Annotated in this window: 23 protein-coding genes; 11 read left to right on the forward strand and 12 right to left on the reverse strand. The window is 57.1% G+C overall.

All coding sequences use genetic code 11. The features are described from left to right. Nucleotides 1-32 precede the first annotated feature (32 nt). The gene (locus AO726_RS13725) at nt 33-1,499 is read right to left on the reverse strand and encodes a methyl-accepting chemotaxis protein (protein WP_058068623.1); all 1,467 of its coding nucleotides are present in this window, start codon (nt 1,497-1,499) and stop codon (nt 33-35) included. Nucleotides 1,500-1,643: 144 nt separating this feature from the next. After that, on the reverse strand, nt 1,644-2,471 hold the full coding sequence (locus AO726_RS13730) for a TatD family hydrolase (RefSeq protein WP_058068624.1): 828 nt from the start codon (nt 2,469-2,471) through the stop codon (nt 1,644-1,646). A 234-nt stretch (nt 2,472-2,705) separates the two neighbouring features. Between AO726_RS13730 and AO726_RS13735 the strand changes: the two genes are divergently transcribed. The 4 genes from AO726_RS13735 (at nt 2,706) to pap (ending at nt 6,802) form a co-directional block, all read left to right on the forward strand. Further along, nucleotides 2,706-4,094 (forward strand): transglycosylase SLT domain-containing protein, encoded by a 1,389-nt coding sequence (locus AO726_RS13735; protein ID WP_058068625.1) that lies wholly within the window; start codon nt 2,706-2,708, stop codon nt 4,092-4,094. Nucleotides 4,095-4,218: 124 nt separating this feature from the next. After that, nucleotides 4,219-4,653, forward strand: coding sequence for a DoxX family protein (locus AO726_RS13740; RefSeq protein ID WP_058068626.1), 435 nt, complete (start codon nt 4,219-4,221; stop codon nt 4,651-4,653). Between the two features lie 281 nt (nt 4,654-4,934). After that, the gene (locus tag AO726_RS13745; RefSeq protein WP_058068627.1) at nt 4,935-5,243 is read left to right on the forward strand and encodes a hypothetical protein; all 309 of its coding nucleotides are present in this window, start codon (nt 4,935-4,937) and stop codon (nt 5,241-5,243) included. A gap of 71 nt (nt 5,244-5,314) precedes the next feature. Next, nucleotides 5,315-6,802 carry a polyphosphate:AMP phosphotransferase gene (gene pap, locus AO726_RS13750; RefSeq protein WP_058068628.1) on the forward strand — a complete coding sequence of 496 codons (1,488 nt, stop codon included), beginning with the start codon at nt 5,315-5,317 and terminating at the stop codon, nt 6,800-6,802. A 53-nt stretch (nt 6,803-6,855) separates the two neighbouring features. Here pap and AO726_RS13755 read toward each other — a convergent pair whose 3' ends face one another. The 7 genes from AO726_RS13755 to AO726_RS13785 form a co-directional block, all read right to left on the reverse strand. After that, nucleotides 6,856-7,065: a DUF6316 family protein gene (locus AO726_RS13755; protein WP_058068629.1), complete on the reverse strand. Its 210-nt coding sequence runs from the start codon at nt 7,063-7,065 to the stop codon at nt 6,856-6,858. A gap of 151 nt (nt 7,066-7,216) precedes the next feature. Continuing rightward, nucleotides 7,217-8,041, reverse strand: coding sequence for an SDR family oxidoreductase (locus AO726_RS13760; RefSeq protein ID WP_058068630.1), 825 nt, complete (start codon nt 8,039-8,041; stop codon nt 7,217-7,219). A gap of 13 nt (nt 8,042-8,054) precedes the next feature. After that, nucleotides 8,055-9,326: a cytochrome P450 gene (locus AO726_RS13765; RefSeq protein WP_058068631.1), complete on the reverse strand. Its 1,272-nt coding sequence runs from the start codon at nt 9,324-9,326 to the stop codon at nt 8,055-8,057. After that, a complete protein-coding gene (locus AO726_RS13770) occupies nt 9,323-9,556 on the reverse strand; it encodes an acyl carrier protein (protein WP_058068632.1) in 234 nt (77 codons plus the stop codon). The genes AO726_RS13765 and AO726_RS13770 overlap by 4 nt, the downstream gene beginning before the upstream one ends. A 42-nt stretch (nt 9,557-9,598) precedes the next feature. After that, a complete protein-coding gene (locus AO726_RS13775; RefSeq protein ID WP_058068633.1) occupies nt 9,599-11,269 on the reverse strand; it encodes an AMP-binding protein in 1,671 nt (556 codons plus the stop codon). Next, entirely contained in the window at nt 11,269-11,829 is a 561-nt protein-coding gene (locus tag AO726_RS13780; RefSeq protein WP_058068634.1) for a GNAT family N-acetyltransferase, read from the reverse strand. The genes AO726_RS13775 and AO726_RS13780 overlap by 1 nt, the downstream gene beginning before the upstream one ends. Nucleotides 11,830-11,943: 114 nt before the next feature. After that, complete coding sequence (locus tag AO726_RS13785; RefSeq protein WP_058068635.1) at nt 11,944-15,672, reverse strand: autotransporter outer membrane beta-barrel domain-containing protein; 3,729 nt, start codon at nt 15,670-15,672, stop codon at nt 11,944-11,946. A gap of 360 nt (nt 15,673-16,032) precedes the next feature. On the opposite strand from AO726_RS13785, the gene AO726_RS13790 reads away from it, so the two are divergent. After that, nucleotides 16,033-16,980 carry a DMT family transporter gene (locus AO726_RS13790; RefSeq protein ID WP_058068636.1) on the forward strand — a complete coding sequence of 316 codons (948 nt, stop codon included), beginning with the start codon at nt 16,033-16,035 and terminating at the stop codon, nt 16,978-16,980. Between the two features lie 13 nt (nt 16,981-16,993). Here the strand turns inward: AO726_RS13790 and AO726_RS13795 are convergent, their stop codons facing one another. From AO726_RS13795 to AO726_RS13805, 3 genes are all read right to left on the reverse strand, one after another. Next, nucleotides 16,994-17,614, reverse strand: a complete 621-nt coding sequence (locus AO726_RS13795) for an NAD(P)H-dependent oxidoreductase (RefSeq protein ID WP_058068637.1) — start codon at nt 17,612-17,614, stop codon at nt 16,994-16,996. Next, nucleotides 17,607-19,001 carry a class II fumarate hydratase gene (locus AO726_RS13800; protein ID WP_058068638.1) on the reverse strand — a complete coding sequence of 465 codons (1,395 nt, stop codon included), beginning with the start codon at nt 18,999-19,001 and terminating at the stop codon, nt 17,607-17,609. The genes AO726_RS13795 and AO726_RS13800 overlap by 8 nt, the downstream gene beginning before the upstream one ends. A 104-nt stretch (nt 19,002-19,105) precedes the next feature. Then, on the reverse strand, nt 19,106-20,110 hold the full coding sequence (locus AO726_RS13805; protein WP_058068842.1) for a DUF2804 domain-containing protein: 1,005 nt from the start codon (nt 20,108-20,110) through the stop codon (nt 19,106-19,108). Between the two features lie 205 nt (nt 20,111-20,315). Between AO726_RS13805 and AO726_RS13810 the strand changes: the two genes are divergently transcribed. The 6 genes from AO726_RS13810 to hppD all read left to right on the forward strand — a co-directional run bounded on the left by AO726_RS13810 (nt 20,316) and on the right by hppD (nt 25,955). Next, on the forward strand, nt 20,316-20,816 hold the full coding sequence (locus tag AO726_RS13810; protein WP_058068639.1) for a DUF2059 domain-containing protein: 501 nt from the start codon (nt 20,316-20,318) through the stop codon (nt 20,814-20,816). A 23-nt stretch (nt 20,817-20,839) separates the two neighbouring features. Further along, a complete protein-coding gene (locus AO726_RS13815; protein WP_058068640.1) occupies nt 20,840-21,133 on the forward strand; it encodes a BolA family protein in 294 nt (97 codons plus the stop codon). A gap of 138 nt (nt 21,134-21,271) precedes the next feature. Further along, entirely contained in the window at nt 21,272-22,210 is a 939-nt protein-coding gene (trhO, locus tag AO726_RS13820) for an oxygen-dependent tRNA uridine(34) hydroxylase TrhO (protein ID WP_058068641.1), read from the forward strand. A 2-nt stretch (nt 22,211-22,212) separates the two neighbouring features. Beyond that, entirely contained in the window at nt 22,213-22,845 is a 633-nt protein-coding gene (locus AO726_RS13825; RefSeq protein WP_058068642.1) for a DsbA family protein, read from the forward strand. After that, nucleotides 22,838-24,616: an ABC transporter ATP-binding protein gene (locus AO726_RS13830; protein ID WP_058068643.1), complete on the forward strand. Its 1,779-nt coding sequence runs from the start codon at nt 22,838-22,840 to the stop codon at nt 24,614-24,616. The genes AO726_RS13825 and AO726_RS13830 overlap by 8 nt, the downstream gene beginning before the upstream one ends. Before the next feature lie 256 nt (nt 24,617-24,872). Further along, nucleotides 24,873-25,955 (forward strand): 4-hydroxyphenylpyruvate dioxygenase, encoded by a 1,083-nt coding sequence (hppD, locus tag AO726_RS13835; protein WP_058068644.1) that lies wholly within the window; start codon nt 24,873-24,875, stop codon nt 25,953-25,955. Nucleotides 25,956-26,017: the final 62 nt, after the last annotated feature.

Genomic DNA, 26,017 nt, shown 5'->3' on the forward strand with positions numbered 1-26,017 from the left:
GGGCTGCCAGTGAGCAGCCCGCGTTCTGAGGGTCAGACTTTGAGCTGACGAATTGCCGTATTGAGTTCGCCCGCCAGGCCCGCCAGCTCAACACTGGTGTTAGCCGACTGGCTGGTCTGGTCAACGGTTTTTTCAGTGACATCGCGGATGCGGATCACCGTGCGGTTCATTTCTTCCGCGACCTGGCTCTGCTGCTCAGCTGCCACGGCGATCTGCGTGTTGCTCTCGCGCATCAGCGCCACCGAACCGGTAATCGCCTCGAGGGCCTGACCTGCTTCTTCAGCCTGCTTCACGCACTCATCAGCCTTGATCGAGCTTTCCTGCATAAAGTCCACAGCATCGCGGGTGCCTGCCTGCAGGGTGGTGATGATCTCGGTGATTTCGTTGGTGGAATCCTGCACCCGCTTGGCCAGGTTGCGTACTTCATCTGCCACCACGGCAAAGCCCCGGCCCATTTCACCGGCGCGGGCGGCTTCGATGGCCGCGTTCAGGGCGAGCAGATTGGTCTGTTCGGCAATCCCGTGAATCTCGCTGACCACGCCGCCAATGCGGTGGCTGTCGGCGGCCAGCTGTTCGATCATTTGCGCGGTTTGCTGCACACCGCTGGACAGCCCGGAGATCGACAGGCCAACGCGGTTAACCACTTGCTGACCGCTGCGTGCCAGTTGCTCTGCATTTTGCGATTGATCGCGGGTATCGGCTGCGTGCTCGGCAATGTGGTGCACCGTGGCAGACATCTCATTGATCGCCGTGGCGGCCTGCTCGGTTTCGCTTTGTTGCTCCAGCATGCCCTGACGAACTTCCCGCATGCTGCTGGCCAGGCGCTCTGCACCGTCGTCAAGGTGGGCGGCGGACTGCGCGACAATGCTCACAACGCGCTGGTAGCCGGACTGCATGGCATTGAAGGCACCGGCCATCTGGCCCACTTCATCGCGGCTGGAAAGCGGCACGCGCAGGTTCAGATCACCGGTCTTTTCCACCTGCAGCATCACGTCTTTCAAGGTGTTCAGGTGGCTTAAGAGGAACTGGATAAGCAGCTGTGAGGCGGCGAGCAGCAGCATCATCAGCAACGCGACAACCAGCGCGTAACTCAGCGCGCGGTCAAAGAAGGTATCGATAAGCGCCGGGGCCTTTGCCAGCACTGCCAGGCGTTTACCGTCGGCGCGGGCAATCACTTCAGCACCGATAATTCCCTGAGCACCATTGAGCTCGACCCAGCCCGTCGCCCGGCTCAGAGCTGCACCCTGGTTATCCGGCAAGCGCGGTGTTTCTCCGGCTGCAAAGCTCAGCAGGTTATCGGCAGATGGCACTGCTTCGGCCGTAGGCCATTGGCTGAGCAACTGCGCCTGACGCTGGGCTGCAGTTTTGGCAGCACTCTGATGCACCTGCGATTCCAAATGAATCGAATACAGCACAAGGAGCAGGGTGGTGAAAAAGGCAACGGCATTGACGGCCCAGAATTTGTACTTCAGCGACAGATCGCTAATCCAAGAACCCATGCTTATATCTTCTTTATCAGAGGTTGGTGAGAGGCAGATTAGCCACCGAAACTGTAACGCCACTGTCTAAACCGGCAGTGGCGTCCAGTATCAAGGGTTATCGGCAGATGGCTATTGATCTTTATCAAAGGTAACAAAAAGCCATCATTGTTCGCAGAAATTTGCCTCACTAACGTTAGGCAGTCTGAAGAAATCACGGGCGCAGGCGGTTGTGTGAGCTGCCAATATTGCTTCGCTTTCACCCCGGTGCAGGGAGACTTCTCTGAGTACTTCCGTCAGAAACGCGGGTTCGTTGCGGTTGTTTTTGGGCTTGGGGCGTAAGGTGCGCGGCAGCAGGTAGGGCGCGTCGCTTTCCAGCATCAGGCGGCCGCGAGGGATTTCACGTACGAGTGTATGTAAATGGCTGCCCCGGCGCTCATCGCAGATCCAACCGGTGATACCAATGTGCAAGTCCATGTCCAGATAGCGGTAGAGCGTATCCTTTTCGCCGGTAAAACAGTGCACTACTGCCGCTGGTAGATGGTCACGAAATTCGCGCAGAATCGACAGCAACCGTTCGCCCGCGTCACGTTCGTGTAGGAACACCGGCAGCTGCAGCTCCACGGCCAGCGCCAGTTGTAGTTCCAGGGCTTTTTCCTGTTGCGGGCGTGGCGAGAAGTCGCGGTTGAAGTCCAGCCCGCACTCGCCAACAGCACGCACGCTGGGCTCTTTGAGCAAAGCCTTCAGATGATTGTGGGTGTCACTGGTCCAGTTGCTGGCGTCATGGGGATGAATCCCTGCTGTACTGAACAAGCGCTCTCCGGTGCTGTCCAGTTGCTGGCATAGTTCAAGTGCCTGCTGGCTTTCGCTGACGCTGGTACCAGTGAGGATCATCTGGCACACACCGGCAGCACGGGCTCTGTCGAGTACATCCGTGTGGCGATCGTTGAAGCTGGGGTGGGTCAGATTGACGCCAATATCAATGAGTTGCATGGATCGGCCTGAACGGAGAAAGGTGAGTGGGTAGGGCGTACATGAAACGAATTTAAACCTAACAATTACAACTGGTTAAGTCATTTGTATGCAGTCATTCATCATGCAAGGTTGGCATCCCGGGGCAAGCTGTGCGAACCTCCGCGCCCCGAATAATCCAGCTTTGGTCTGCATGACAGCATTTAACATCCACTTCTTCACTGATCCGGCCTTGATCGGGATTCCGGAGTCTTGATGCTAAGAGTGCTGCTTATAGGCTGCCTGTTTTTGCTGTCGTTTGCAGCGTCTGCACGTGTGTCTGGCCCGCTTGAGGTCGACCAGCCCAAAGCCGTACGCGATCTCCCTGACATCCGCCGTAGTGGTGAACTGCGTGTACTGATCAACCAGAGCCGAAACAGCTCAGGCGAAGTCAAAGGGCAGAGCATCGGTATCGAATACCAGCGTTTACGTGCCTTTGAGCACCAACTCAATAGCAATAACCGCAACAGCCGAACCATCAAGCTGAAGCTGATCCCAAAACCCAAAGACCAACTTTTAGCCGCCTTGCGCCGTGGCGAAGGCGATATGGTGGCCCCAGGTGAGCTGCTGAGTGTTCCCCGTGGCAGCAACCTCAGCGCCAGCGCTGAAGTGCGTAAAGACGTGTCGCTGGTAATCGTCGCGCGTAAAGGGAATCGTCAGTACCGCCATCTTGAAGATCTCTCAGGCCGTAGCCTAGCCCTGCCTACAGGCAGTGTGGCAGGTGATGCCATTCGCGAGCTCAATCAGCAGTTGATGGACCGAAAGAAGGCACCGCTGATTATTGAGTGGGTCAATCCGACTCTGGCCGTCGAAGACGTGCTGGAGATGGTGCATGCGGGCATCTTCAATCTGACGGCTGTGGAGTTACCCATCGCAGAGCGCTGGGCTAAAGTCATGCCCAAGTTGCGAGTTGACCGCCATATGCGTTTGCTCGAAGACGGCTCCATGCATTGGTACACGAGGCGGGATATGCCAATGCTGAGCGCCAGTATCGACCGCTTTATCAAGTCCTATCATCCATCCGCGGATCAGGATGCCGTATTTCAACGAGTTTACCGACGCTTATATAAGGTGCATTACCCACTGGGGCGGGTCGAAAGGCAGCGTCTTGAGCGGGTGCGTCCGGTGCTGCAACGCCACGCCAAGGCGCAGAACTTCGATTGGCTGATGCTGGCGGCGCTGGCGTTTAAGGAGTCAACCCTGAACCCCTCAGCACGTGGCGCTGGTGGGGCAATGGGATTAATGCAGGTCACGCCTGCGGCAGCCCGCAGCGTTGGCGTCAGTAACATCGCCAATCTCGATAACAATGTCATGGCCAGTGCCAAGTATCTGGCCATGATCCGGCGCAACTTTTTCAATAGCCCACAACTCAATGAGCGCGAGCGTATGGCGTTCATTCTGGCCGGTTACAACTTAGGGCCACAGCGGGTACAGAGCATGCGGGCCGAGGCTAGAAGGCGCGGGCTAAACCCAAACCAGTGGTTTTTTCAGGTAGAGCGGGTAGCCATGGAACAAATTGGTATGGGGGTAGTTAGCTACGTGAATAGCGTCAATAAGTACTTTGTGGCATTTGACCGAGAGCGCTATTTACTCGAGCCAAAGTGATATTTGCTGAGTGTGATTTATATCTATTTATTAGATACAAATCACACAGAATATGCGCTGGAATCATTCGAAAATCAGGATATGATTATCTGAATCCTCCTATTCCAAAACAAGGACTGTAACCATGAAAACCCTTACCAATACCGTACTTTCATCCCAGGCTGGATATGGCATCACACTGTTGCGCATCTTGGTTGGCATCATTTTCGTAGCGCATGGCGGGCAGAAGCTGTTTGGCCTGTTTGGTGGTTACGGTCTAGAAGGAACAGGACAGTGGATGGAGAGCATCGGCCTGACGCCTGGCTATTACCTGGCCATGCTTTCTGGCGCTGCTGAGTTCTTCGGCGGTCTGGCTTTAATCGTAGGTTTGCTGGCTCGCCCGGCGGCCTTGGCCCTGACGTTCACCATGCTGGTTGCAATCGTTAAAGTGCATTTGGCCAACGGTCTGTTTATGAGCAACAACGGCTACGAGTTCGCTTTAGCTCTGATGGCAGCCAGTCTGGCGATTCTGATTGAAGGTGCGGGTAAGTTGTCGATTGACAATGCCCTGGCTCGATAAGCCCGGCGCGTTTCAAAAGCCCACCTTGTGTGGGCTTTTTTATGGCTGCAATTGACCGCCGAGCCGTCTGTAGCGGGCATCTTTCTTGACACTCAATGTGCAGAGTTCTACGATCTCGCCCCATGCGCCGATTTAAACAGCTACTTGCGGGGCGCCGGGAAATGATCCTGATCAGGACCCTGAGAAGCACTCATCAGAGGCTTTGAAATACCGCTAAAGCGCTGGTTCGGTGTCGCCTCTCACCGCTGCCCAGCGGACGCAATGAGGCGGAGATGTAATAAATGCTTTGTCCCCAACCGCACATCCGATTAGCCCCGATTACTTCCGGGCTGGCTTTGCGCAATCCGAAAATCCTTCTAGGCGGCAGTCATCAGCCGACGCTGTTGCGCTATCTGGACGGCTGGCCGAAGCGTTGGACCGGGCAGAAGAATCTGCTGATCAGCTTCGTTCACGATGGTGAGTCGCTGTCCCGTTTTGCAACCGATCAATTCGATATTGCTGTGATCCAGTCTCCAGCCGCCGATCAGGTAGAAGACATGGTTCGCCAGCTCATTCGGGTGGCCCGACAAGGCCTGATTACCCGCCGCTAACCCAGCTTCGATAAGCTTTTCCCATGAAGCGCCTGATCCGCTAATCTGCTGGGATCATGTCGGGAGGGGTTATGTTCGAATCCGCTGAAATTGGCCGCAGCATCGCCAAAGACGTTTACGAGAAAGAAGCGCTGATCTTGCGCGAGGCCCTGCTTGAGGCTCAGTACGAGCTCAAGCAGCAGGGGCGTTTTGCCGTGCTGATTTTGATCAACGGTATTGAAGGTGCGGGTAAGGGGGAGACCGTCAAACTGCTTAACGAGTGGATGGACCCGCGCCTGATTCAGGTTAATACCTTTGACCGGCCAACTGATGAGGAACTCGCTCGGCCACCGGCTTGGCGTTACTGGCGGCAGTTGCCGCCGAAAGGGCGCATGGGCATCTTCTTCGGTGATTGGTACAGCCAGATGCTGCAGGGGCGGGTACATGGACTGTTTAAAAATGCTCAGCTTGATCAGTACATTGATGGTGCCTTAGGCCTTGAACGCATGCTCAGTGATGAAGGCACGCTGATCTTCAAGTTCTGGTTCCACCTCTCCAAAAAACAGATGAAGGCGCGCCTTAAGGCACTGCGTGATGACCCGCTGCATAGCTGGCGTATTAGCCCTCTGGACTGGCAGCAGTCGCGGACCTACGACAAGTTCGTCGAAGTCGGTGAGCGTCTGTTGCGCCGTACCAGCCGGGACTACGCACCCTGGTATGTGGTGGAAGGGGTTGATCAGTATTACCGCAGCCTGACCGTCGGGCGAATCTTGCTGGATGGTTTGCAGGCCGCGTTGAAGGTGACTGAGCGGGTGACGTCTCACCCTCACGCAGCACCAATGATCTCCAGTCTGGACGAGCGTGGCCTGCTGGAAAGCCTAGACATGTCGCAGTCGCTGGATAAGGCCAACTACAACGAGCAACTGGCTATCGAGCAAGCCCGACTGGCCAGTTTGCTACGTGACAAGCGCATGCGTAAACACTCGTTGGTGGCGGTCTTTGAAGGTAACGATGCCGCTGGTAAAGGCGGCGCAATCCGCCGGGTAATCGGTGGGCTGGACCCGCGCCAATACCGGATTGTGCCGATTGCTGCACCGACCGAGGAAGAGCGTGCGCAACCTTATTTGTGGCGTTTCTGGCGGCATTTGCCCGCGCGTGGGCAATTCACCCTGTTTGACCGCTCGTGGTACGGGCGTGTACTGGTTGAGCGCGTTGAGGGGTTTTGTTCTCAGAGTGACTGGTTACGCGCTTACGGAGAGATCAACGATTTTGAGCAGCAGATAACCGACGCCGGAGTGGTACTGGTTAAGTTCTGGCTATCGATCGATCAAGACACCCAGCTTAAGCGGTTTAAGGAGCGCGAAAAAATTCCGTTCAAGCGCTTCAAAATCACTGAGGAAGACTGGCGCAACCGTGAAAAATGGCCGCTTTACCGAGACGCGGTGGGTGATATGGTGGACCGCACCAGCACAGGGATCGCGCCTTGGACATTGGTTGAAGCGAACGACAAACGCTTTGCCCGGGTAAAGGTGTTACGCACGATCAATCAGGCCATTGAGGACGCATTCAAGAAGGATTGAATGCACGGGCCATAAAAAAACCGCGCCATGACGCGGTTTTTTATGGCTGGGAGTCAGAAGTAACTCGTTGTAATCAGCTCTTTGGCCCGCACTTGCCGGTCAATGTAGCGTTGGACTTCACGTTCGGCGTCTGCCCGCGTGAAGAAGGGGCCCTCCAGTGTACCTTCGCGAGTGGAGAAGAAATATTGCCCGTTTACCGCGCTGATCCGGTCGGAGCGGTAATGCGTCGATGTCGAAGTATCGCGCTCACGTTTGATGTTCATACAAAGCCCTCGCAATAAGAGGTTTTATTCTTATAGACCCAATCTAACAAACGTGCTTTGGGCAATACCAGCCCGGGGCAAGGCAAACTGGACCTTAGTAGGGGGGAGTAAAAGTTGCAGAGACTACCCTCGCGGGCGGATTGGGTCAGCGTTAGCGGTCTGTTCTGGCGGCGCTGTCGCGTTGCTGTTCCAACTCGTGCAGACGCTGGCTGAGAGCGCGTTGGATGTTTTTGTACGCATCACTGCCCAGAATCAGGCGGCGTGGCGGCTGGGTAATTGTGGCGCAGTTGATAATAGCTGTGGCCATTTTCTGGACGCAGCCGGGGCTGGGGAACTTACCCATGGCCAGCAGGCGTCGATAATTGCCGACGGTGCTGCCCTGATAAGCAGATAAAGTCTGGCGCTGTTTCACCACATGCTCATCAAAGCGGGTTGCGACGCGCCCCGGTACGATCAGGGTGACGTGTAGCCCCAGACTTTCAACTTCCTGGCGCAAGCCTTCGCAGAACCCCTCGATGCCCCATTTGCTGGCCTGATACAAGGCGAGGGCGGGGAAGCTCATCTCCCCTGACTCGCTGGACACCTGCAACAGCCGGCCAAAGCCCTGGGCGCGCAGATAAGGCAGGCAGGCCTGAAGCAGCAGTATCGAACCCAGCAGATTGGTCCGCAGTTGGGCCTCGATCTGATCCTGATGCAGCTCCTCGACCGCGCCGAATAATCCGTACCCGGCGCTGCTGAGTACGACATCAATCTGGTTGACCTCAGCAAAGGCTTCGCTGACTACGCTGCGAATAGCTATTGGTTCATCGATATTCAGACGTTTGCGCAGCAGGAGTTGACCATGAATTTGCTGCAGGTCATCCAGCCGTTCGATACTGCGGCTGCAGGCGATCACTCGGTTGCCACCGGCCAGCAGTTGCTCACAGGTAGCGTAGCCGAGGCCGCTGGTTGCGCCGGTGATAAGCCAGGTTTGCATGCAGACACTCCCTTCAATGGCGCAGGCTGATGTGCACCGGCTGGCCGCCTTCGCGCAGCATCAGCGACTTCCAGTAGAAGCGCGGTTGATCAGTACTGAGCAGGGTGAGTTCGGCATCGCGAAGAAACACCGCCATAAAGGTGGCCAGTTCAATCAGGGCGAATTTTTTACCGCCGCAGACTCGCGGGCCAAAGATGAAGCCGACATTGGCACCGGCGCAAGCGTTGTTACGATAGCGCTCAAGGTGCGGACGCCACGGGTCGGGATGGCGGAGGGCGTCATGCTGGATACCGATGATGGAGACTGAAACATTGCAGTCTGGCCCGATGTGATGGCCGTCGATTTCGTCCTCGGAGTTGGCCAGGCGCGTGACGATGGGCGTCGGTGGAAACAGGCGCAGGGTTTCGGAGACAAATGCCTCGAGCAGTTCGATCTGGCTGAGCCGCTTCCAGCTTAGATCGCCTGATGTCCAAAACGGCAGAACGGCCTCGCGCAGTTGCTGTTGCAGCTCTGGGTACAGTGCCAGTAGGTAACAGCCCCAGCCTACAGCAGCCGCTGTGGTGTCGGCTCCAGCGGAGAAGAAGGTCAGCAACTCGTGTTCCAGCTGGATGTTATTGCTGGGGTCGTGGTCAGCGGCTAGCAGCCCTTTGAGTAAAGGCGAAGGCGGCAGGCTGTTACTGCGGAACAGGCGGAAGTCGTTGAAGATCTGCCGGCGTAGCGCTGGTAGCAGGTGCAGGCGTTGATGCTGGAGAATGTCTTTGCCTACGCTGGGGGTGAAGGCGTATTCGGAACCGAACTCCATCAGACTGGCGAGGTGTTCCAAGTCGACGCCGGTGTCGTTGAGCGGTACGTCGAAGAAGTTCTCCACTAATACCGACATTGCCAAGCGGCGCAGACACAGCTCGCTGAGGTGGTCAGCCCCATCGGCGCTGTGCCCGGCCAGCTCGCGGACAGTGTTTGCGGCTTGTGCGCAGGCCAGGTTGAAGGTGCGCTCGCGGTCGAATTTGGCCAGGTAATGTTGTGTCAGGTCACGGCGGATGTCCCAGGCCGGGCCGTCTTCACTGAAGCGTGAAGGGCCGAGCATGTGGCGGAACCAGTGCATGTTCTTGCGGTAGTTGGCGGCATTTAAGCGCAGCACATGGTCCGCTTCTGCCAACCGCTGTATCAGCAGAACCGGGGCGTCGTTAATGTCGACCCAAAGGTTGCTGCCATTGTGGCTTTGAGCGAGCTGGTACAGCCAGTTGGCCGCTTGGTGATAAGCACCGGCGAAGCGTGGCGAGCTCATTGGCCACCGTTTTGCAGGATGTTGGCAAGGTCACGCACGGTACGCATTTCCAGCAGTAGCAAGGGATCGACTTCGGTTTTCAGGAAGTCTTCGATCTCTACCACGATCAACGCGAAGTTGATGCTGTCGATTTCGTGGGTGGCGTTGATATCGGCATCATCTGCGATCTTCTCGATGGGAATGAACAGGCTGCCGGACAGGATTTTTTTGGCTTCGTACAGAAAGTCCATCTCATGCTCCCCGTGGGTTTACCAACCCGGTTTAGAACCCGCTCAGGTCAGTGAAAACTCACCCTGCAGATAGTGTTCCCTGGCTTTTTGTCTGGACAGCTTGCCGGATGTTGTGAGCGGCAGGCTGCGCGGTGCAACCAGATGAATGGTGGCGTTGATACCGAAGTGCTGGTTAAGGGTGGTGTGCAGCAGGTTGAGAAGGTTCTGGCTGAGCATCGGGTCATGTCGCTGACGCGATTGGACGAGGACTATCAGTTGTTCCTGATCTTCCTGTTCAACGCTGAAGGCCGCCACATCTGTAGGTGCTAAGCCTGCCGCTTGTTGCAATGACCACTCGATCTCCTGCGGCCAGAGATTGCGCCCGCGCACTTGAATCAGCTCTTTACTTCGGCCGCTGATGACCAGTTGATCACTGTGCCAGTAGCCGAGGTCGCCGGTGTCGATAAAGCCGTACGCGTCAAACGGGCTGGTGTCGATACCGTCTGCAGTCAGATAACCGTTCATCATGCTGCCGCTGCGTAGACGGATGTGGCCGGTTTCCCCATGCTCAACGGCATTACCGTGTGCATCGACGATGCGAATCTGTGTGCCGGGCAAGGGCGTTCCGCAACACACCAAAGCGCGCGGGTCGTCTGGACTGCCGTAGCTCAGTCGTGCGCCCAAGCCCGGACGCGCAATAGCGATCGCCAAGCTGTTTTCGGCCATACCATAGCTGGGTAGCCAAGCGCTTGGGCTGAAGCCGTAAGGGCTCAGGGCTGCAGTGAAGGTTTCAAGCAGGGGATAGCGGATCATCTCGCCACCCACTCCGGCAATTCGTAGTCTGGTCAGGTCAATGCCGCTGGGGTCGTGCAGGCGCTCTGCTGCAAGGTGATAAGCAAAGGCCGGAGCGTAGGTGATGCTGCTGTGGTTGGCGGACATCAACTGCAGCCACAGGCTCGGACGTTTGGCGAAGCTGGACGGACTCAGGTAATCGACCGTGCACTGCGCACACAACGCAGCAAGGAAGAAGCCCACCAGACCCATGTCGTGGTACATCGGTAACCAGGAGAAAGCGCGGTCGTTGCTGCGTAGGTTCATGCCGTCATGAAGGATGGCATCAATGTTGTCGCATACGGCCTTTTGGCTAATCAGGATGCCTTTGGGCTCGGCTGTTGAGCCGGAGGAAAACTGCACGTAGGCCATCTCCTGCGGCCCGAGTGCGTCAGGTAGTGCGCACGGGGCAAGGTTATAGAGCTGATCTTCGGTGAGCGTTTGGCAATTTAAATTGAGATCGTTGTGCTGGAACCACTCAAGCAGTGTTTGCGGGGCGATCAACAGCTCGGCGCTGGCGCAGTTGAGCATGCTGTGCAACTGGCGCAGATAGGGCTGTTTGCCGCCAGGATTGAGATTGAAGGGTAAAACACAGGGCACTAGCCCCGCGTACTGACAGGCAAAAAACAAGGTGAAAAACTGCCCACTGGTTTCTCCGGGCAGGCCCACGCGTGTGCCTCGCTTAAGGCCCAACCCTGCCAGATGCTGCGCAGCGACGAGGGCTTGCTGGTGCAAATCGGCATAGCTCAGGCGTAGGTTTAACTGGCCCAAGCTGCTGTAGATATTCAGCCCGGTATCGCCTTCAGCAGCATAGTCCAGCGCGCTGGCCAGGCAGGTGAAACCTCCCAAACGAGGAGCCAGTCCGGTGTTACAGGTAGGAGTGGGAAGCAGCAGTGCGTCCATCAGTCATCCTTGTGTGAGGCGAACACCAGTACATCCAGACGTTTTCCATCGGGTCCTAAACATTCACGGCTGAGTTTGGCTTCGAACTTGAATCGCGGGTCGCCGCGGAAGTTGAAGAGCATGCGCAGGTTACGGGCGAGTACCCTTGCGGTCATTTTTTCTAGGTCGCGGTACAGGTAAAAGTGATTGAGCAGCCCATCAATGGTTGCCCACAGCACGCCTTTGCCCAGATGTTCAGGCTCGCCGATACCGGTGGTGATATTGCCGGTCTTGTGGGTGCGATTGACGTCGATGGTGTAAAAGCCCAGCAACAGGCCATTACTCGCGAAGATGCCGATAAAGTAGTTGTTGAGGTCGTCGAAGCTAGCGACAAACGCCTGTAACTGTTCCAGGCTGAAGTTCAGCGGTGGCAGGTTCAGGCCTTCGAGCATGCTGGCAGAGTTGATCCATTCAACAAAGCGCGGCGTGACATCGGCCGGAGTGAGGCTGCGCAAGGTGTAACCGCTGCTTTCGATATGTACAGGAGCACCCCGTGGCCTGGGAGGTTGTGTTGCGTGCACCTAGCGTCTCCTGTCGCAAGTGAGTCCTTTGGGGCTGAGCCCCAAGCGTTAAATTAAGCGTAGACGATGGTTCCAGTTGTGGTGATTTTTAGTTACCAGTACAGCTATAAAACCTCAGAAATCAATCTGGATACCGATGTTCAGGGCCGTGCTTTGGGTGTCCCCACCGAAGGAGTGACGGTAGCGCGCGTCGCCGAAGAGTGTTGCGGTTTTGCTCAGAGCGATACGCCCGCCGACGCCCAGTTCACCTGAGGTGCTGTCGTACTTGTCACGCACTTTGGTGCCACTGAACTCGATCTCGGTGGGTTTGATGAAGTCGTGCAGGACGTTGGCAATTACGTAAGCTTGTGATGGTTTTTCGGTTTTCGACAGGTCGTTGTACAGGCGTAATCCGGCGCGGCCGCGAACGGTGTTGACGCTGTAGCCTTCCATCACGCTGACTTCATCATCAAAGGTTTCGTAACGGGTGTGTTGGTAGCTGAGCTGCAGCTGCGGTTCTACGTTCCAGGTATCTGCAAACGTCGCAATGGGCTTGCCGACTTCGGCCGAAATCCCCACGCGCCAGCCTTTTTGCGTACCTTTGTCGTCATAGATATCGGTAAAGCCGTTGCGCACACGGGAAACCATGGCCACGGTGTCGACGTAGGCACCATCGGCAGTGGATAGGGTGTAGTAGCCACCTGCACTGAAGGTGTTGGTGCTCATGCTGCCGGTATCTTTATTGCCCAGCCCTTTGCGTGTACGTGCCTGGTCCTCAAAGTCGGCTTCGGCGTGGGTGTAGTCAATGCTGACACCGGCGCGCTGGCTGGTGCCATTGGCATCGTGTTGTACCCACAGGTCATGGCCGAATTGCAAACCGGTAAAGCGCTGGTTGTAATTAAAGCGTTCGCCCTCGGAGCGATCATCCAGGTAGTACAGGCGGCTCCAGCCGAGCAGGTTCTCGTCCTTGAGGTCGTAGTCGCCTCCGATCCGCTGATGCAGGCTGGCGAGCATACGCATGCCCTGTTCCATATTGGCGGTTTGGCCGGCTACGACGTTGGCCACTTCGGAGCGGTAATTGGGTTCGTTGTCGTCCTTACCATCACACGGGCCAGGCAGGCCGCCAGGGCAGGGACCAGGTAGCTCGCCGGAGGAGGTCAGGTACCAGTTGCCGTTGCCCGGTACGTCATGCTGGCCTTGCAGCAGATGATATTCAAAGGCACCGGCTTCCACCGGAGCAGCCAAGACAAATTTGCCCGCTGACTCACCGTCAACCTGAACCACTCGGATGCCGTCATTGGTTAGTGCACCCTGGCCGCCAGCATTGCGAATCAGCAACTGGGTAGTGCCGCTAGTGTTGCCGTTGACCACCAGTTTGTCGGTGGGTGAGCTGTCGTCACCTAGCTGCGTGCGCATAACCAGCGTGCCTCCATCACCGTGATAGGTGTTGGCTCCGGTAACGGTGAGGGTGGTGGGACGGAAACTGGTGCGGCGTCTGCTGCTGACGGCTTCTGGGATGTTAAGCACGACGCTACCCGCATTGGAGAGGCTGTCGATGCGCTGATTAAAAGCATTCAGGAGTAACAGGCCGCCGCTATCAACCCGATAACTTGATGCCGGGCTGAAGGTGTTGGTCGCAGCGGCTCCAAGTGTGGACGCGTTGCGAACGGTGGTTGGCCCTTGCCAGGTGTTTTGACCACTCAAGAACTGGCTGCCGCCTGTAACCGTGAGCCCGCCAGCACCGCTGATGACGCCACTGAACAGACCACTGCCAGCGCCGTTGCTGTTGCCAGCCGTGATATTCAAGGTGTTGCTGCCAAGCAGGACCTGACTATTGCCTGAGAGTGTTTTGATCGAGGTGTCGCCAGTATGGTCGCTGATGTCCAGCGTGCCGTTGGCAATCACCCCAGCCGAGTTGGCAATGCTGCTGTTGCCAGTCAGTGCCAATGCGCCCTGTTTGATGTGAGTCACGCCGGTATAGCTGTTAGCGGCTGTCAGATTGAGCGTACCGGTTCCGGTCTTGAGCAGATTACCGTTGCCGCTGATCGTGCCCGAATGGGTGGCACTGTTGCTGCCATCAACCCTGAGGCTGAGCTTGGCGTTGGCATAAAGCTCCATTGAGTTGCGGAGGTTGAGTCCATTGTTGTAGCCGAGAGTGCCACCCTCAGGCACCCCGCTGTGGTAGCGGCCACGTATCACGGATGAGCCTAGGGCTTGTGGGTCATCGACCCAGAAGGTGCCGCCGTAGATATCGGTAAAGCCTTTAAAGTCGGGCTGGGCGATATCCAGGTGTGTGGTACCAGCATAGCTGGCGAGGGTCAGGGTGCCGTTGCCTTGCATACTGCTATCCAGCGTAGGGAGCAGGTCGCTGTAGCGTAGGTTTTGAGTATGGTTGAAGTTGATGAAGGCACTGCCTTGGCCCAGGACAATCTTCTCAGCCACCAGCTTGCCGACCTGAGCACCACCGATTGTTAGATTCGGATCACTGCCAAAGTTGATGATGCCTATAGAGCCTGGCTGATAGGCCATATACAGCGGGCCAGGCTGGCTGTAGTCCGGGAAGCGGCCGGATTGCGTAGGGTCGATAATTGACCAGTTATTGGGGTTTCTTACCACGACCATGTCAAGCACGCCGATAAACAGCTCGCCGCCGTTACTGAGCGTTACCTGCCCTGTACCAGAGTGGCCCAGATAAAGGCTACCTACGGTTGTAGTGTCGTCTTCATAGTAGGTGCCGAGTCCACCCACCATCCAGATCGAACCAGTGCCATCGATGTTGACTTTGCCCGTGCCGCCGTTGACCCCTACCTGGGCGTGGAGTTCTGGTGGGTCGTTCCAGACATCAGGCGAGCCACTCAGACTCACCAGTTTGCCACCGCCCAGAATATTGACTGTGCCTAGGCCTCCTGCGCCGCTGCCGATCTGCAGCCCAGCCATTGCAGTGGCCATATTGCGGTTGGTGGTTGTTGTTGGAAACAAATTCAGCGTGCCGTTACCCCCAGCGCCGATCACAAATGAGTGCACGCCGGTAGCGTAATTAAATACTTCAGAGACATATTTGCCGCCGGCCAGGACGTTGATAATCCCAAAGCTACCGGAGCCCATGCCCACGGCGGTTATAACGCCTTGCTGAGTGGCGAGAGCACCACCGTTGACATTGATGATGCCTTGCCCACCATTTGCCCCGAGCGCAAATACAGAGTCAGTGCTACCGTTGTAGCTCTGGCCGGTTATGCACATACAGGAGTGAAAGTTCCAATCGGTCAGTGATTTGCCGCTACCCAGCGCATTAATTGTACCCACACTGCCGACCCCCGCTCCCAGATGAAAGTCGTTGGTGAAGTACATTGAAGTGTTGCCTTCGACAGTGTTGTAGGCGGTGAGGGTGCCGATGCCGCCACCTGAGCCAATCGTGAAAAACTCAGCACTAATGCCAACGGATCCCCATTCCCCGGATTTTTTTAGCTCCAGGGTGCCACTGGTGTCGGCTTTATTACCAATCTGTATTGATTTAGCCGATGCCCACGTGTCCTTAAGCACTGCTGCGGGCGAGCGGTTAATCTGCAGGTCATTAACCCCTCCAGGTATTTCCTCTGGCGTCCAGTTGGCTGGGTTCATTAAATCGGTGTCTGCAGTGGTTGGAGTCCAGTCCATCAGTATCGCTTGGGCAGGCATTGCCGTTATGAACAGCAGCCCCGAGGCAATGCTTAAGGCGAGCTTGGAGGGCAATAAGTTAGATGAGTGTCGCGGGGAATCGCCATGACGCCCGGCTTTGGTAACTTTGGTTTTACCTCTGGCCAGTTCTGAAGCGACTACCCAGGATTGCGATGCAGCACGCCATACCAAGCGATAAACCTTATTCATCCCCAATCTCCATTGGGCCCCCATGTTGAAGTTGCGTGTTCGGGGGCTTTAAAACGGATTCCACACGTTGAATAAGGCTTAGCGAACGACCCTAACTCACTGAAGATCAACGGAACTCAGGAACATATCGGTACGATAGTAATGCTTTCGGGAGCTGGCCAATTTGTGCACCTTTGTTCTGATAAATGGTCGGATAGGCGCGAAGTGTTAACTAATTTTGATTTTGCGGTGCGCAGCACCTACGGTCCTGGGGCTGGGATAGGCGGCGTCGGGCGCTAATACAGTTTGCTCAGATGACTGTGGCTGTTGTGGCAGCAGGCAAGCCTCTAGAATGCTGCATTCGCTGATTCTGAGGCTGTTATGCATACGTCGTCCGGTCGCTGGCTTTATGGCCTGTTTCTAACGCTGTTGACCGCGTTCCTCTGGGGCATCTTGCCGATCAAACTCAAAGCCGTACTGACCGACATGGATCCGATCACCGTGACTTGGTATCGCCTGCTGGTTTCCGGTGGTGTGCTGCTGCTCTATCTGTCGATAACACGGCGCTTGCCGTCATTTCGGCAGCTGAATACCAAGGGCCGGTGGTTGCTGCTGATCGCTATTCTGGCTTTGACTGGTAACTACGTGCTGTATCTGTTCGGCCTGCAATTGCTCAGTCCCGGTACCACGCAACTGGTGATTCAGGTCGCACCGATTCTGCTGCTGGGCAGCAGTCTGCTGATTTTCCGTGAGCGCTTCAGTTTGATTCAGGGAGTAGGGCTTCTGGTGTTGTTGTGTGGTTTTGGCTTGTTCTTCAACCAGCGATTGCACGAGTTACTGAGTTCACTGACGGCTTACACAACAGGTGTGCTGATCGTCTTGGCTGCGGCCTTCATTTGGACCTTCTATGGGCTGGCGCAGAAGCAGTTACTGACGGTGTGGAACTCATTACAGATCATGATGGTGATCTATCTGGGATGCGCAGCTCTGCTGGTGCCATGGGCGCAACCGGCCCTGTTGGTTGAGTTGACCCCGGTTCAGGGCTGGTTATTACTTGCGTGCTGCCTGAATACCTTGGTGGCCTATGGTGCGTTTGCAGAGGCGCTGGCGCACTGGGAGGCTTCTAAAGTCAGTGCTGCGTTGGCCATCACCCCGCTGGTGACGTTTGCAGCTGTGGCCTTGGCTGCACAGTGGTGGCCCGCCTATATAACCCCGGAGCAGCTGAACTGGCTGGCGTATGCCGGAGCGCTGCTGGTAGTGGCCGGTTCCGCACTGACCGCTGTGGGGCCTACGTTGCTGGCCGGCTTGCGTGGCCGGAGGCTGGCTTAACGATTGCGGTGCCTCAGCACTGGCTGCCGAGCTTCTCGGCTTGGTTCAGCCACTTAAGACGCTGATCCTCCGTCGCCGTACGCACAGGCGCAAACACGTGCAGGTGAAGGGTTTTGATGCCACTAAAGCCTAAGATGGTGCGCTTGATCTGGCGGTGTCCGGGCGCGCCGTAAACCCAGCGGTAGTACCAAGGAGGTGTGTCCATTGTCACCAGCACATCGGCTGTACGCTCGCTAAGGAGTTTGTCCCAGGCCTGACCGTCGTTACGGTATTTGAAGGCAAAGCCAGGCAGGAAGGTGCGGTCGAAAAAACCTTTGAGCAACGCCGGCATGCCACCCCACCAAACCGGATACGCGACCATCAGGTGTTCGGCCCAATGAATCTGGCGCTGGGCCTCGAGGAGGTCGGGCTCCAGGGTTTGGCTTTGCTCATAGCCGTTGTGCAAGACAGGGTCAAAGTTCATTTCGCTCAGGCGTAACTCCCTGACGATATGGCCCTTGCTGCGTGCACCGGCACTCCAGGCATCGGCCAGTGAGTGGCAGAGACTGCGGCGTTTAGGCGAGCCGATAATCATCAGGATACGTTTGCCATCACCTTCCAGGCGGGTTGCACCGCTTTTCACCGCATCATTCATGTTGGCCTGCCTTGAGCATGTTTTCGGGACGGACCCAGGCATCGAACTGGTCGTTGCTCAGATAACCGAGTTGTAACGCCGCTTCACGCAGGGTAATGCCGTCGGCATAGGCCAGTTTGGCGATCTGCGCTGCCTTGTCGTAGCCGATATGTGGGTTGAGCGCCGTAACCAGCATCAGGCCGCGCTCCAGATGTTCCGCCATGCGCTGGCTGTCAGCCTGAAGTCCGGCAATGCAATGCTGCTGGAAGTTTCGGCAGCCATCGGCGAGCAAACGTATCGACTGCAACAGGTTATAGATGATGACGGGCTTAAATACATTGAGCTGCAGGTGGCCCTGACTCGCGGCAAAGGTCAGCGTGCTGTCATTGCCAAGCACCTGGCAGGCCAGCATGGATAGGGCTTCACACTGGGTTGGATTGACCTTGCCGGGCATTATCGAACTGCCGGGCTCGTTGGCGGGCAAGCGCACTTCAGCCAGACCAGCCCGTGGGCCTGAGCCAAGCAGGCGCAGGTCATTGGCAAGTTTCATCAGCGCCACTGCCAAGGTTTTCAGCGCGCCGGAGAGGGCGACCAACGGTTCGTGCCCGGCCAGGGCGGCAAATTTGTTCGGTGCAGTGATCAACGGCAAGCCGCAGAGTGCCGCCAGTTCGCTGGCGATCGCCGCATCAAAGCCTTGCGGTGAGTTCAATCCGGTGCCGACCGCAGTCCCGCCCTGGGCCAGTTGGTAGACGGCGGGGAGTGCAGCGTTGATGGCATCTTCGGCGTAGTTCAGCTGCATGACAAAGGCAGACAGCTCCTGACCGAAGGTCATGGGCGTAGCATCCATCATGTGGGTGCGTCCGGTTTTGATCTGGCGGTCGTAGCGCTGGGCCTGCTCCTGCAAACCGTCACGCAGCTCATGCAGTGCGGGCAGCAGTTGCTCATTTATCGCCAGTGCGGCGGAGATGTGCATGGCAGTGGGGAAGGCATCATTGGAGCTTTGGGACCGGTTGACGTGGTCATTCGGGTGTACCGGACTTTTACCGCCACGGGGCTGTCCAGCTAGTTCATTGGCGCGTCCGGCAATGACTTCATTGACGTTCATGTTGCTTTGGGTGCCGCTGCCGGTCTGCCATACCACCAACGGAAACTGATCATCATGCTGGCCTGCAATGACTTCATTGGCGGCTTGTTCAATCAGTCGTGCTGTCTCAGCAGGTAGTGAGCCGATGCGCTGATTAACACGGGCCGCGGCTTTTTTGATCTGCGCAAGGGCATGAATGACGGCCAACGGCATACGTTCCTGGCCGATGGCGAAGTTCTCCCGCGAGCGCTGTGTCTGCGCGCCCCAGTAGGCTTCCTGCGGCACCTCGATTGGGCCGATGCTGTCAGTTTCGGTTCGGTTCATGCACGTCTCCTGTTTTCCAGATCATGGGAATACCCGGGCGCTGTAGCACTGCCTGCATGATTTAGGCTGCGGGAGAGAGACAGAGGTTCCGTATAAGCGTGCAACTACCAGCGGGTTTCGGTTTCGCCCAGCCAGCCCAGTGCGTTCTGCACCGGTACGCATTCGTTGTGTTCACCGCGCAGCATGCCGTTGAAGTGGCCAAACAACTGGAAGTTGCTGATGTAGAGCAGGCCGAAGTTGCGTCGGCTCTGGTGTTTCTGGCAGGGCGAAAAGCTCAGTTGCACCTTACCGTCTGCGCTGCGCAACTGGCGCACAGCCATGCTGTTGGTGGATTCAGCCTCAATGTTCACAGGGCTTTCCAGATGCAGTGCTTGTCCGCCGAACCAGAGCGTGTTTTCCGACAAGCCACTGTGGTCGGTCCAGCCGGAGCCAAAGTTCCCGGCTATTCCTCCAGGGGCGGCGAAGGCTGCGCGTTTCCAGTGGCTGTTGAGTGGCCAGACACCGCGACCAAAGTCCAGCGAGGCAAAACTCTGCGCCGCCGTGCTCTCATAAATTCTGCTGTTAAGTTGCAGGGTGCCAGTGCAGGGCAGGCCCAGCTGGCGGCTGGTGGCGTGGAAGCTGTTAGGCCCCAGCGGCGCAACCAGATTGGCTGAATCCATGTGCGCCGGGCGCTGGACGTGCAGAATCGCTTGCAGTACATCACCGCCATGATTAGCTGCGCTCAAGGTGATGGTGCTGTTGTAGGGGGTGTCGTTAACGCGTAGTTGCAGCAGTGGATGCTCGAAGGAGTGGCTTTCGAACGGCCGGTCGGGCAGATGGCAGTCCCTAGCAAATAAACGTGTCTGGCTGAACCCCATGTGCTTACCACTGATCAGATCGACAAAGTTGGCAGCGGCCAGACCTATGTAGTCAAAGTCGGCTTGGGTGATGGATAGCATCCATTGCGGGCTGGTGATGCACCAGTGATTCCATCGCTTGCGGCGGCCAAAGTGACCGGGAATGGCGCAGTGTACGCTTGGCCTTGAGCTGAACCCGATGGCATGCGGGTTGAGCTGGCCTTTGCTGTCACACAGCGATGTTTTAAGGGCGTCTTCCGCTGAGATGTTCATTGACACTTCCATGTGTGCGCTCCGGTCGGGCAGTAGCAACTGTACTGCGAACATCAGTCAGAATGTTGGCGCGATGATGAGCTCTGATGATTTTCTGGAACATTGGTACATGAATATTGACTATTCGCTTGAGTGTGACAAGAGCAAGGGCACAAAATGCTGTTACGCGGGTCACAAAAACTCGTTAATTAAATTGGAGACACCTATGTCACGCTTAACCGCTGTAAGTGTTGCTCTCGTTCTGGCATGTGCCAGTGCCCCGGTACTGGCCGATGCCAAAAGCCACGCGGCGGATGCGGAGCGCTTCTTGTTGCTGGCCCGTGCCGACAAGCTGGCCGTACCGGTTTATGCCCAGGTACAAGGCATGTTTGCCCAGCGCTTTGCTGAGTTAAAAGCTCCGGAAAGCAAGAAAGCTGTGCTTGAGACCTATCAGGCGCAAGCCAACACCGCACTTGATCAGGCGGTGGGTTGGGACAAGATCAAACCCGATATGGTCAAGCTGTACACCAGCACCTTCAATGAGCAGGAGCTGAAAGACCTGATTCGTTTCTACGAATCGCCACTGGGTAAGAAAGTCATGGAGCAAATGCCTATGCTGACTGCGCGCTCGGCACAACTGACTCAGGGTAAACTGGAAACCGCCGTGCCCAAGGTCAATCAACTGCTGGACGAAATGACCACCAAGCTGGGCGGCAAGAAACAGTAATCAGCGTTTTCAGGTGAGTTTTCATGGCAAAGATTGATCTTCTGCGCGGCGCACTGGCTGCTTTCGAACCTCAGCACCTTGATGTGCTGGATGAAAGTCATATGCACAGCCGTGGACAGGAAACCCATTACAAAGCCGTTATCGTCAGCGAGCAGTTTGCCGGCCTGAATGCGGTCAAGCGTCATCAGAAGGTTTATGGCTGCCTGGGCGAGTTGATGGGACAGATTCACGCACTGGCGCTGCACACCTACACTCCGCAGGAGTGGCAGGAACAGGGCGTTGCACCGGCTTCGCCGACCTGCCGCGGTGGCCACTGAGGCAATTGAGCCTTAACAGCGCCGCGTTAAGCCCTTAAAATGCACCACCATCGGCCCGAGGTGATTACTAACCTCGGGCCGAACTTTTTCTGCTACCCGGTCCGCCCTTTACGTGGGCGACTACTGAAGGAAGTACCCATGACAGACAAGATCGTTGTCGCTGCGCTGTATAAATTCGTTTCCCTGCCTGACTTTGAATCCCTGCGCGAACCACTGCTGCAATGCATGCTCGATAACGGCGTGAAAGGCACGCTGCTGCTGGCAGAAGAGGGCATCAACGGCACTGTTTCCGCGACCCGCGCAGGCATTGATGCGCTGCTGGCCTGGCTGACACAGGACCCGCGTCTGGCGGATGTCGACCACAAAGAGTCGTATTGCGACGAGCAGCCGTTCTACCGCACCAAGGTCAAACTGAAGAAAGAAATCGTGACTTTGGGCGTTCCGGGTGTGGACCCGAACAAAAAAGTCGGTACTTATATCGAGCCGAAAGACTGGAACGCGCTGATCAGCGACCCGGAAGTGCTGCTGATCGACACCCGCAACGATTACGAAGTCTCCATCGGCACCTTCGAGGGCGCGATCGACCCGAAGACCAAGACCTTCCGCGAGTTCCCGGATTACATCCGCGCCCACTTCGACCCAAGTAAACACAAGAAAGTCGCCATGTTCTGCACTGGCGGCATTCGCTGCGAGAAAGCCTCCAGCTACATGCTGACTGAAGGCTTCGAAGAGGTTTATCACCTCAAGGGCGGCATCCTGAAGTATCTGGAAGAGGTGCCTCAGGAAGAGTCCAAGTGGCAGGGCGACTGCTTTGTCTTCGATAATCGTGTCACCGTGCGTCACGACCTCAGCGAAGGCGACTACGATCAGTGTCATGCCTGCCGCACGCCGGTTTCCGTTGAAGACCGTCAGTCCGAGTTCTACACGCCCGGCATCAGCTGCCCGCATTGCTGGGACTCGCTGCCGGAGAAAACCCGTGCCGGCGCCCGTGAGCGCCAGCGTCAGATCGAACTGGCCAAGGCGCGTAACCAGCCGCATCCACTGGGCTACAACGCCCGTCAGAACCGCGAGGCTTAATCATGCAAGCACGCCTGCTCTACGTTATGGATCCAATGTGCTCCTGGTGCTGGGGATTTGCACCGGTACTGGAAGCACTTGCAGAGCAGGCTGCTGAAGCCGGAGTTGGTCTGGATCTGGTTGTTGGCGGGTTACGCCGCGACGGTGTTGCCGTCGATGCAGCGGGCCGTGTGCGTTATCTGGGCTACTGGCAGGCGGTCAATGCGGCCACCGGGCAGCTGTTCAACTTTGACAAAGGGATACCGGAAGGCTTCGTCTACGATACTGAGCCTGCCTGTCGGGCCATCGTCACCGCGCGCAGCCTGGCACGTGAGTTGGTGTGGCCGCTGACTCGACTGATTCAGCAAGCGTTCTATACCGAAGGGCAGGATGTCAGCCGCGCCAGCGTGCTGGTTGAACTGGCTGAGAAAGCGGGGATTCCCCGCATCGAATTTGCCGAAGCCTTCGACAGTCAGGCCCAGCGCGATGCCACCCAGGCCGATTTCACCTGGGCGCAGAGCTTGGGAATTGCCGGTTTCCCGACATTGCTGGCCGAGCATAACGGGCAGCTGGCGCTGGTGACCAACGGCTACCAGCCTTTGGAGTCATTGCAGCCACTGCTGACCCGCTGGCTGGATCGGGCCAGGAATGGTTGACCGGTTAAGCTGGGCTGAAATTCGCCGCCTGGCCCTGCGGCATAAAAAAGCACTGATCTGGGCCAACCTGGTTGCCGTTCTGGCGACCTTGTGCAGCGTGCCAATCCCGCTGTTGCTGCCGTTGCTGGTGGATGAAGTGTTGCTCAAGGACGGCGATGCCGCCTTGCGTTTCATGGACAACTTCCTGCCGACTGGCTGGGAAACCGCAGCGGGCTATATCGGCCTGATGCTGGTGGCAACCTTGCTGCTGCGCCTTGGCGCGTTGGTGTTCAACGTCCTGCAGGCCAAGCTGTTTGCGCGGCTGTCCAAAGACATTGTTTACCGCATCCGCATTCGCCTGATCGAACGCCTCAAGCGTATCTCGCTGGAAGAGTATGAAAGCCTCGGCGGCGGCACTGTCACCACCCATCTGGTGACGGACCTGGATACGCTGGACAAGTTTGTCGGCGAGACCCTCAGCCGCTTTCTGGTGGCCATGCTCACCTTGGTCGGCACTTCGGCCATTCTGATCTGGATGCACTGGAAGCTGGCGCTGCTGATTCTGCTGTTCAATCCGCTGGTGATCTACGCCACGGTACAGCTGGGCAAGCGGGTCAAACACCTGAAGAAGCAGGAAAACGACAGCACCTCCCGCTTCACCCAGGCGCTGACCGAGACGCTGGAAGCCATTCAGGAAGTGCGTGCGGGCAACCGCCAGGGCTATTTCCTCGGTCGGCTCGGCCTGCGGGCTAAGGAGGTGCGGGATTACGCCGTCGCCTCGCAATGGAAAACCGACGCCTCGAATCGCGCCAGTGGCCTGCTGTTCCAGTTTGGGATTGATGTGTTCCGCGCGGCGGCGATGCTTACGGTGTTGTTTTCCGACCTGTCGATCGGGCAGATGCTCGCAGTGTTCAGCTATCTGTGGTTCATGATCGGCCCGGTGGAGCAGTTGTTGAATCTGCAATACGCCTTTTATGCCGCAGGCGGTGCCCTGAGTCGGATCAACGAGTTGCTGGCACGTAAGGACGAACCGCAGTACAGCGGCAATGCTGACCCGTTTAGCGGGCATAAAACCGTTGGTATTGAGATAAGCGGACTGACCTTTGCCTATACCGACGAGCCTGTGCTCAACGGCCTCAACCTGAACATCAAGCCGGGCGAGAAAGTGGCGATTGTCGGTGCCAGCGGTGGCGGCAAGAGTACGCTGGTGCAACTGCTGCTGGGGCTGTACACGCCACAGGCCGGGATCATCCGCTTTGGTGGCATGAGCCAGCAGGAGATTGGCCTGGAAACCATCCGCGAGCATGTGGCAGTGGTGCTGCAATCGCCGGCGTTGTTTAACGATACCGTGCGCGCCAACCTGTGCATGGGCCGCGAGCGCGATGACGCAGCGTGCTGGCAGGCGCTTGAAATCGCCCAGCTGGCGGACACCATCTGTGAGCTGCCGAATGGGCTCGACAGCGTGGTAGGGCGCTCCGGCGTGCGTTTGTCAGGTGGCCAGCGTCAACGGTTGGCGATTGCGCGGATGGTGCTGGCGGAGCCCAAAGTGGTCATCCTCGATGAAGCCACCTCGGCGTTGGATGCCGCTACTGAGTACGCACTGCACCAGGCGCTGAACACATTCCTGCACGGTCGCACGACACTGATCATTGCCCACCGGCTGAGTGCGGTGAAGCAGGCCGACCGTGTGGTGGTGTTTGACAGCGGTCGCATCGCCGAAGACGGCGACCATCAGCAGCTGATTGCCGAGGGCGGGTTGTACGCCAAGCTCTACGGCAACCTGCAACACTAAAACCTCATTTCTGAAAGCCACCGATTGGATCAGCACATTGCTGCGCCAATCGGTCTGGCAAGCCGGCTAGCCTGCCTGTAAAGATTGCGTTACGAATCTGGGTGTTTTCCCTGCGTGCAGGGGCAGCTGTCATAAAAGATTGCCAGAACAGCAGAGTCTGAAGGCGTTCGCGGCCTGTGCGCCGGGTTGTTGCTGCGGTGCGGCTGGGATGTGATGAAGGCATCCATTCGCACCACAACAATAATCAGGAGGCGAGATGAACGCCGTGAGTAAGATCGAACAGCACAACCCAATCGGCACCGATGGTTTCGAGTTCGTAGAATTCACTGCGCCCAACGCTGAAGGAATCGAGCAGCTGCGCCAGCTGTTCAGCGCCATGGGCTTTACCGAGACAGCCAAGCACCGGACCAAAGAGGTCTGGCTGTTCCAGCAGAACGACATCAATTTCGTCCTCAACGGCAGCCCAAGTGGCCACGTCCGTGCGTTCGCCGAAAAGCACGGGCCAAGCGCGTGTGCCATGGCCTTCCGGGTTAAGAATGCGGCGCAGGCTGCTGCGTATGTCGAGCAGCAGGGCGCAACACTGGTAGGCAGCCACGCTAACTTCGGTGAGCTGAATATTCCCTGCGTTGAAGGCATCGGCGGATCGCTTCTGTATCTGGTGGATCGCTACGGCGATAAGACCATCTACGACGTCGACTTTGAGTTTATTCCCGGCCGTTCCGCCAGCGATAACAGCGTCGGCCTGATGGGGCTGGATCACCTGACCCACAACGTCCGCCGTGGTCAGATGGATGTTTGGTCGGGCTTTTATGAGCGCATCGCCAACTTCCGCGAAATCCGCTACTTCGATATCGAAGGCAAGCTCACCGGGCTGCTGTCCCGGGCGATGACCGCACCCTGCGGCAAGATCCGTATCCCGATCAACGAGTCTGCTGACGATAAGTCCCAGATCGAAGAATTTATCCGCGAATACCACGGCGAAGGCATCCAGCATATCGCCCTGAGCACCGAGGATATCTACCAGACCGTACGCCAGCTGCGCGCCAATGGCGTGGACTTTATGGTCACCCCCGGTACCTATTACGACAAGGTCGACAGTCGCGTGGCGGGGCATGGTGAGCCTACAGACACCTTGCGTGAGCTGAGCATCCTGATTGACGGCGCACCGGGCGACGACGGCATTCTGCTGCAGATATTCACCAACACAGTGATTGGCCCGATCTTCTTCGAGATCATCCAGCGCAAAGGCAATCAGGGCTTTGGCGAGGGCAACTTCAAGGCCCTGTTTGAGTCCATCGAAGAGGACCAGATCAAGCGTGGCGTGATCGCTGCGGATTGATAGGCGCAGGCTTTATCTGCGCTAACCGGCAACGGTGCTGAAGCACCTTGGATGGAGACTGG

Source organism: Pseudomonas sp. TTU2014-080ASC (assembly GCF_001446935.1).
Taxonomy (GTDB): domain Bacteria; phylum Pseudomonadota; class Gammaproteobacteria; order Pseudomonadales; family Pseudomonadaceae; genus Aquipseudomonas.

Excerpts from the sequence above, each read along its gene's own strand:
- AO726_RS13725 (WP_058068623.1), bottom strand. The coding sequence starts at position 1,499 with ATGGGTTCTTGGATTAGCGATCTGTCGCTGAAGTACAAATTCTGGGCC.
- AO726_RS13730 (WP_058068624.1), bottom strand. The coding sequence starts at position 2,471 with ATGCAACTCATTGATATTGGCGTCAATCTGACCCACCCCAGCTTCAAC.
- AO726_RS13735 (WP_058068625.1), top strand. The coding sequence starts at position 2,706 with ATGCTAAGAGTGCTGCTTATAGGCTGCCTGTTTTTGCTGTCGTTTGCA.
- AO726_RS13740 (WP_058068626.1), top strand. The coding sequence starts at position 4,219 with ATGAAAACCCTTACCAATACCGTACTTTCATCCCAGGCTGGATATGGC.
- AO726_RS13745 (WP_058068627.1), top strand. The coding sequence starts at position 4,935 with ATGCTTTGTCCCCAACCGCACATCCGATTAGCCCCGATTACTTCCGGG.
- pap (WP_058068628.1), top strand. The coding sequence starts at position 5,315 with ATGTTCGAATCCGCTGAAATTGGCCGCAGCATCGCCAAAGACGTTTAC.
- AO726_RS13755 (WP_058068629.1), bottom strand. The coding sequence starts at position 7,065 with ATGAACATCAAACGTGAGCGCGATACTTCGACATCGACGCATTACCGC.
- AO726_RS13760 (WP_058068630.1), bottom strand. The coding sequence starts at position 8,041 with ATGCAAACCTGGCTTATCACCGGCGCAACCAGCGGCCTCGGCTACGCT.
- AO726_RS13765 (WP_058068631.1), bottom strand. The coding sequence starts at position 9,326 with ATGAGCTCGCCACGCTTCGCCGGTGCTTATCACCAAGCGGCCAACTGG.
- AO726_RS13770 (WP_058068632.1), bottom strand. The coding sequence starts at position 9,556 with ATGGACTTTCTGTACGAAGCCAAAAAAATCCTGTCCGGCAGCCTGTTC.
- AO726_RS13775 (WP_058068633.1), bottom strand. The coding sequence starts at position 11,269 with ATGGACGCACTGCTGCTTCCCACTCCTACCTGTAACACCGGACTGGCT.
- AO726_RS13785 (WP_058068635.1), bottom strand. The coding sequence starts at position 15,672 with ATGAATAAGGTTTATCGCTTGGTATGGCGTGCTGCATCGCAATCCTGG.
- AO726_RS13790 (WP_058068636.1), top strand. The coding sequence starts at position 16,033 with ATGCATACGTCGTCCGGTCGCTGGCTTTATGGCCTGTTTCTAACGCTG.
- AO726_RS13795 (WP_058068637.1), bottom strand. The coding sequence starts at position 17,614 with ATGAATGATGCGGTGAAAAGCGGTGCAACCCGCCTGGAAGGTGATGGC.
- AO726_RS13800 (WP_058068638.1), bottom strand. The coding sequence starts at position 19,001 with ATGAACCGAACCGAAACTGACAGCATCGGCCCAATCGAGGTGCCGCAG.
- AO726_RS13805 (WP_058068842.1), bottom strand. The coding sequence starts at position 20,110 with ATGAACATCTCAGCGGAAGACGCCCTTAAAACATCGCTGTGTGACAGC.
- AO726_RS13810 (WP_058068639.1), top strand. The coding sequence starts at position 20,316 with ATGTCACGCTTAACCGCTGTAAGTGTTGCTCTCGTTCTGGCATGTGCC.
- AO726_RS13815 (WP_058068640.1), top strand. The coding sequence starts at position 20,840 with ATGGCAAAGATTGATCTTCTGCGCGGCGCACTGGCTGCTTTCGAACCT.
- trhO (WP_058068641.1), top strand. The coding sequence starts at position 21,272 with ATGACAGACAAGATCGTTGTCGCTGCGCTGTATAAATTCGTTTCCCTG.
- AO726_RS13825 (WP_058068642.1), top strand. The coding sequence starts at position 22,213 with ATGCAAGCACGCCTGCTCTACGTTATGGATCCAATGTGCTCCTGGTGC.
- AO726_RS13830 (WP_058068643.1), top strand. The coding sequence starts at position 22,838 with ATGGTTGACCGGTTAAGCTGGGCTGAAATTCGCCGCCTGGCCCTGCGG.
- hppD (WP_058068644.1), top strand. The coding sequence starts at position 24,873 with ATGAACGCCGTGAGTAAGATCGAACAGCACAACCCAATCGGCACCGAT.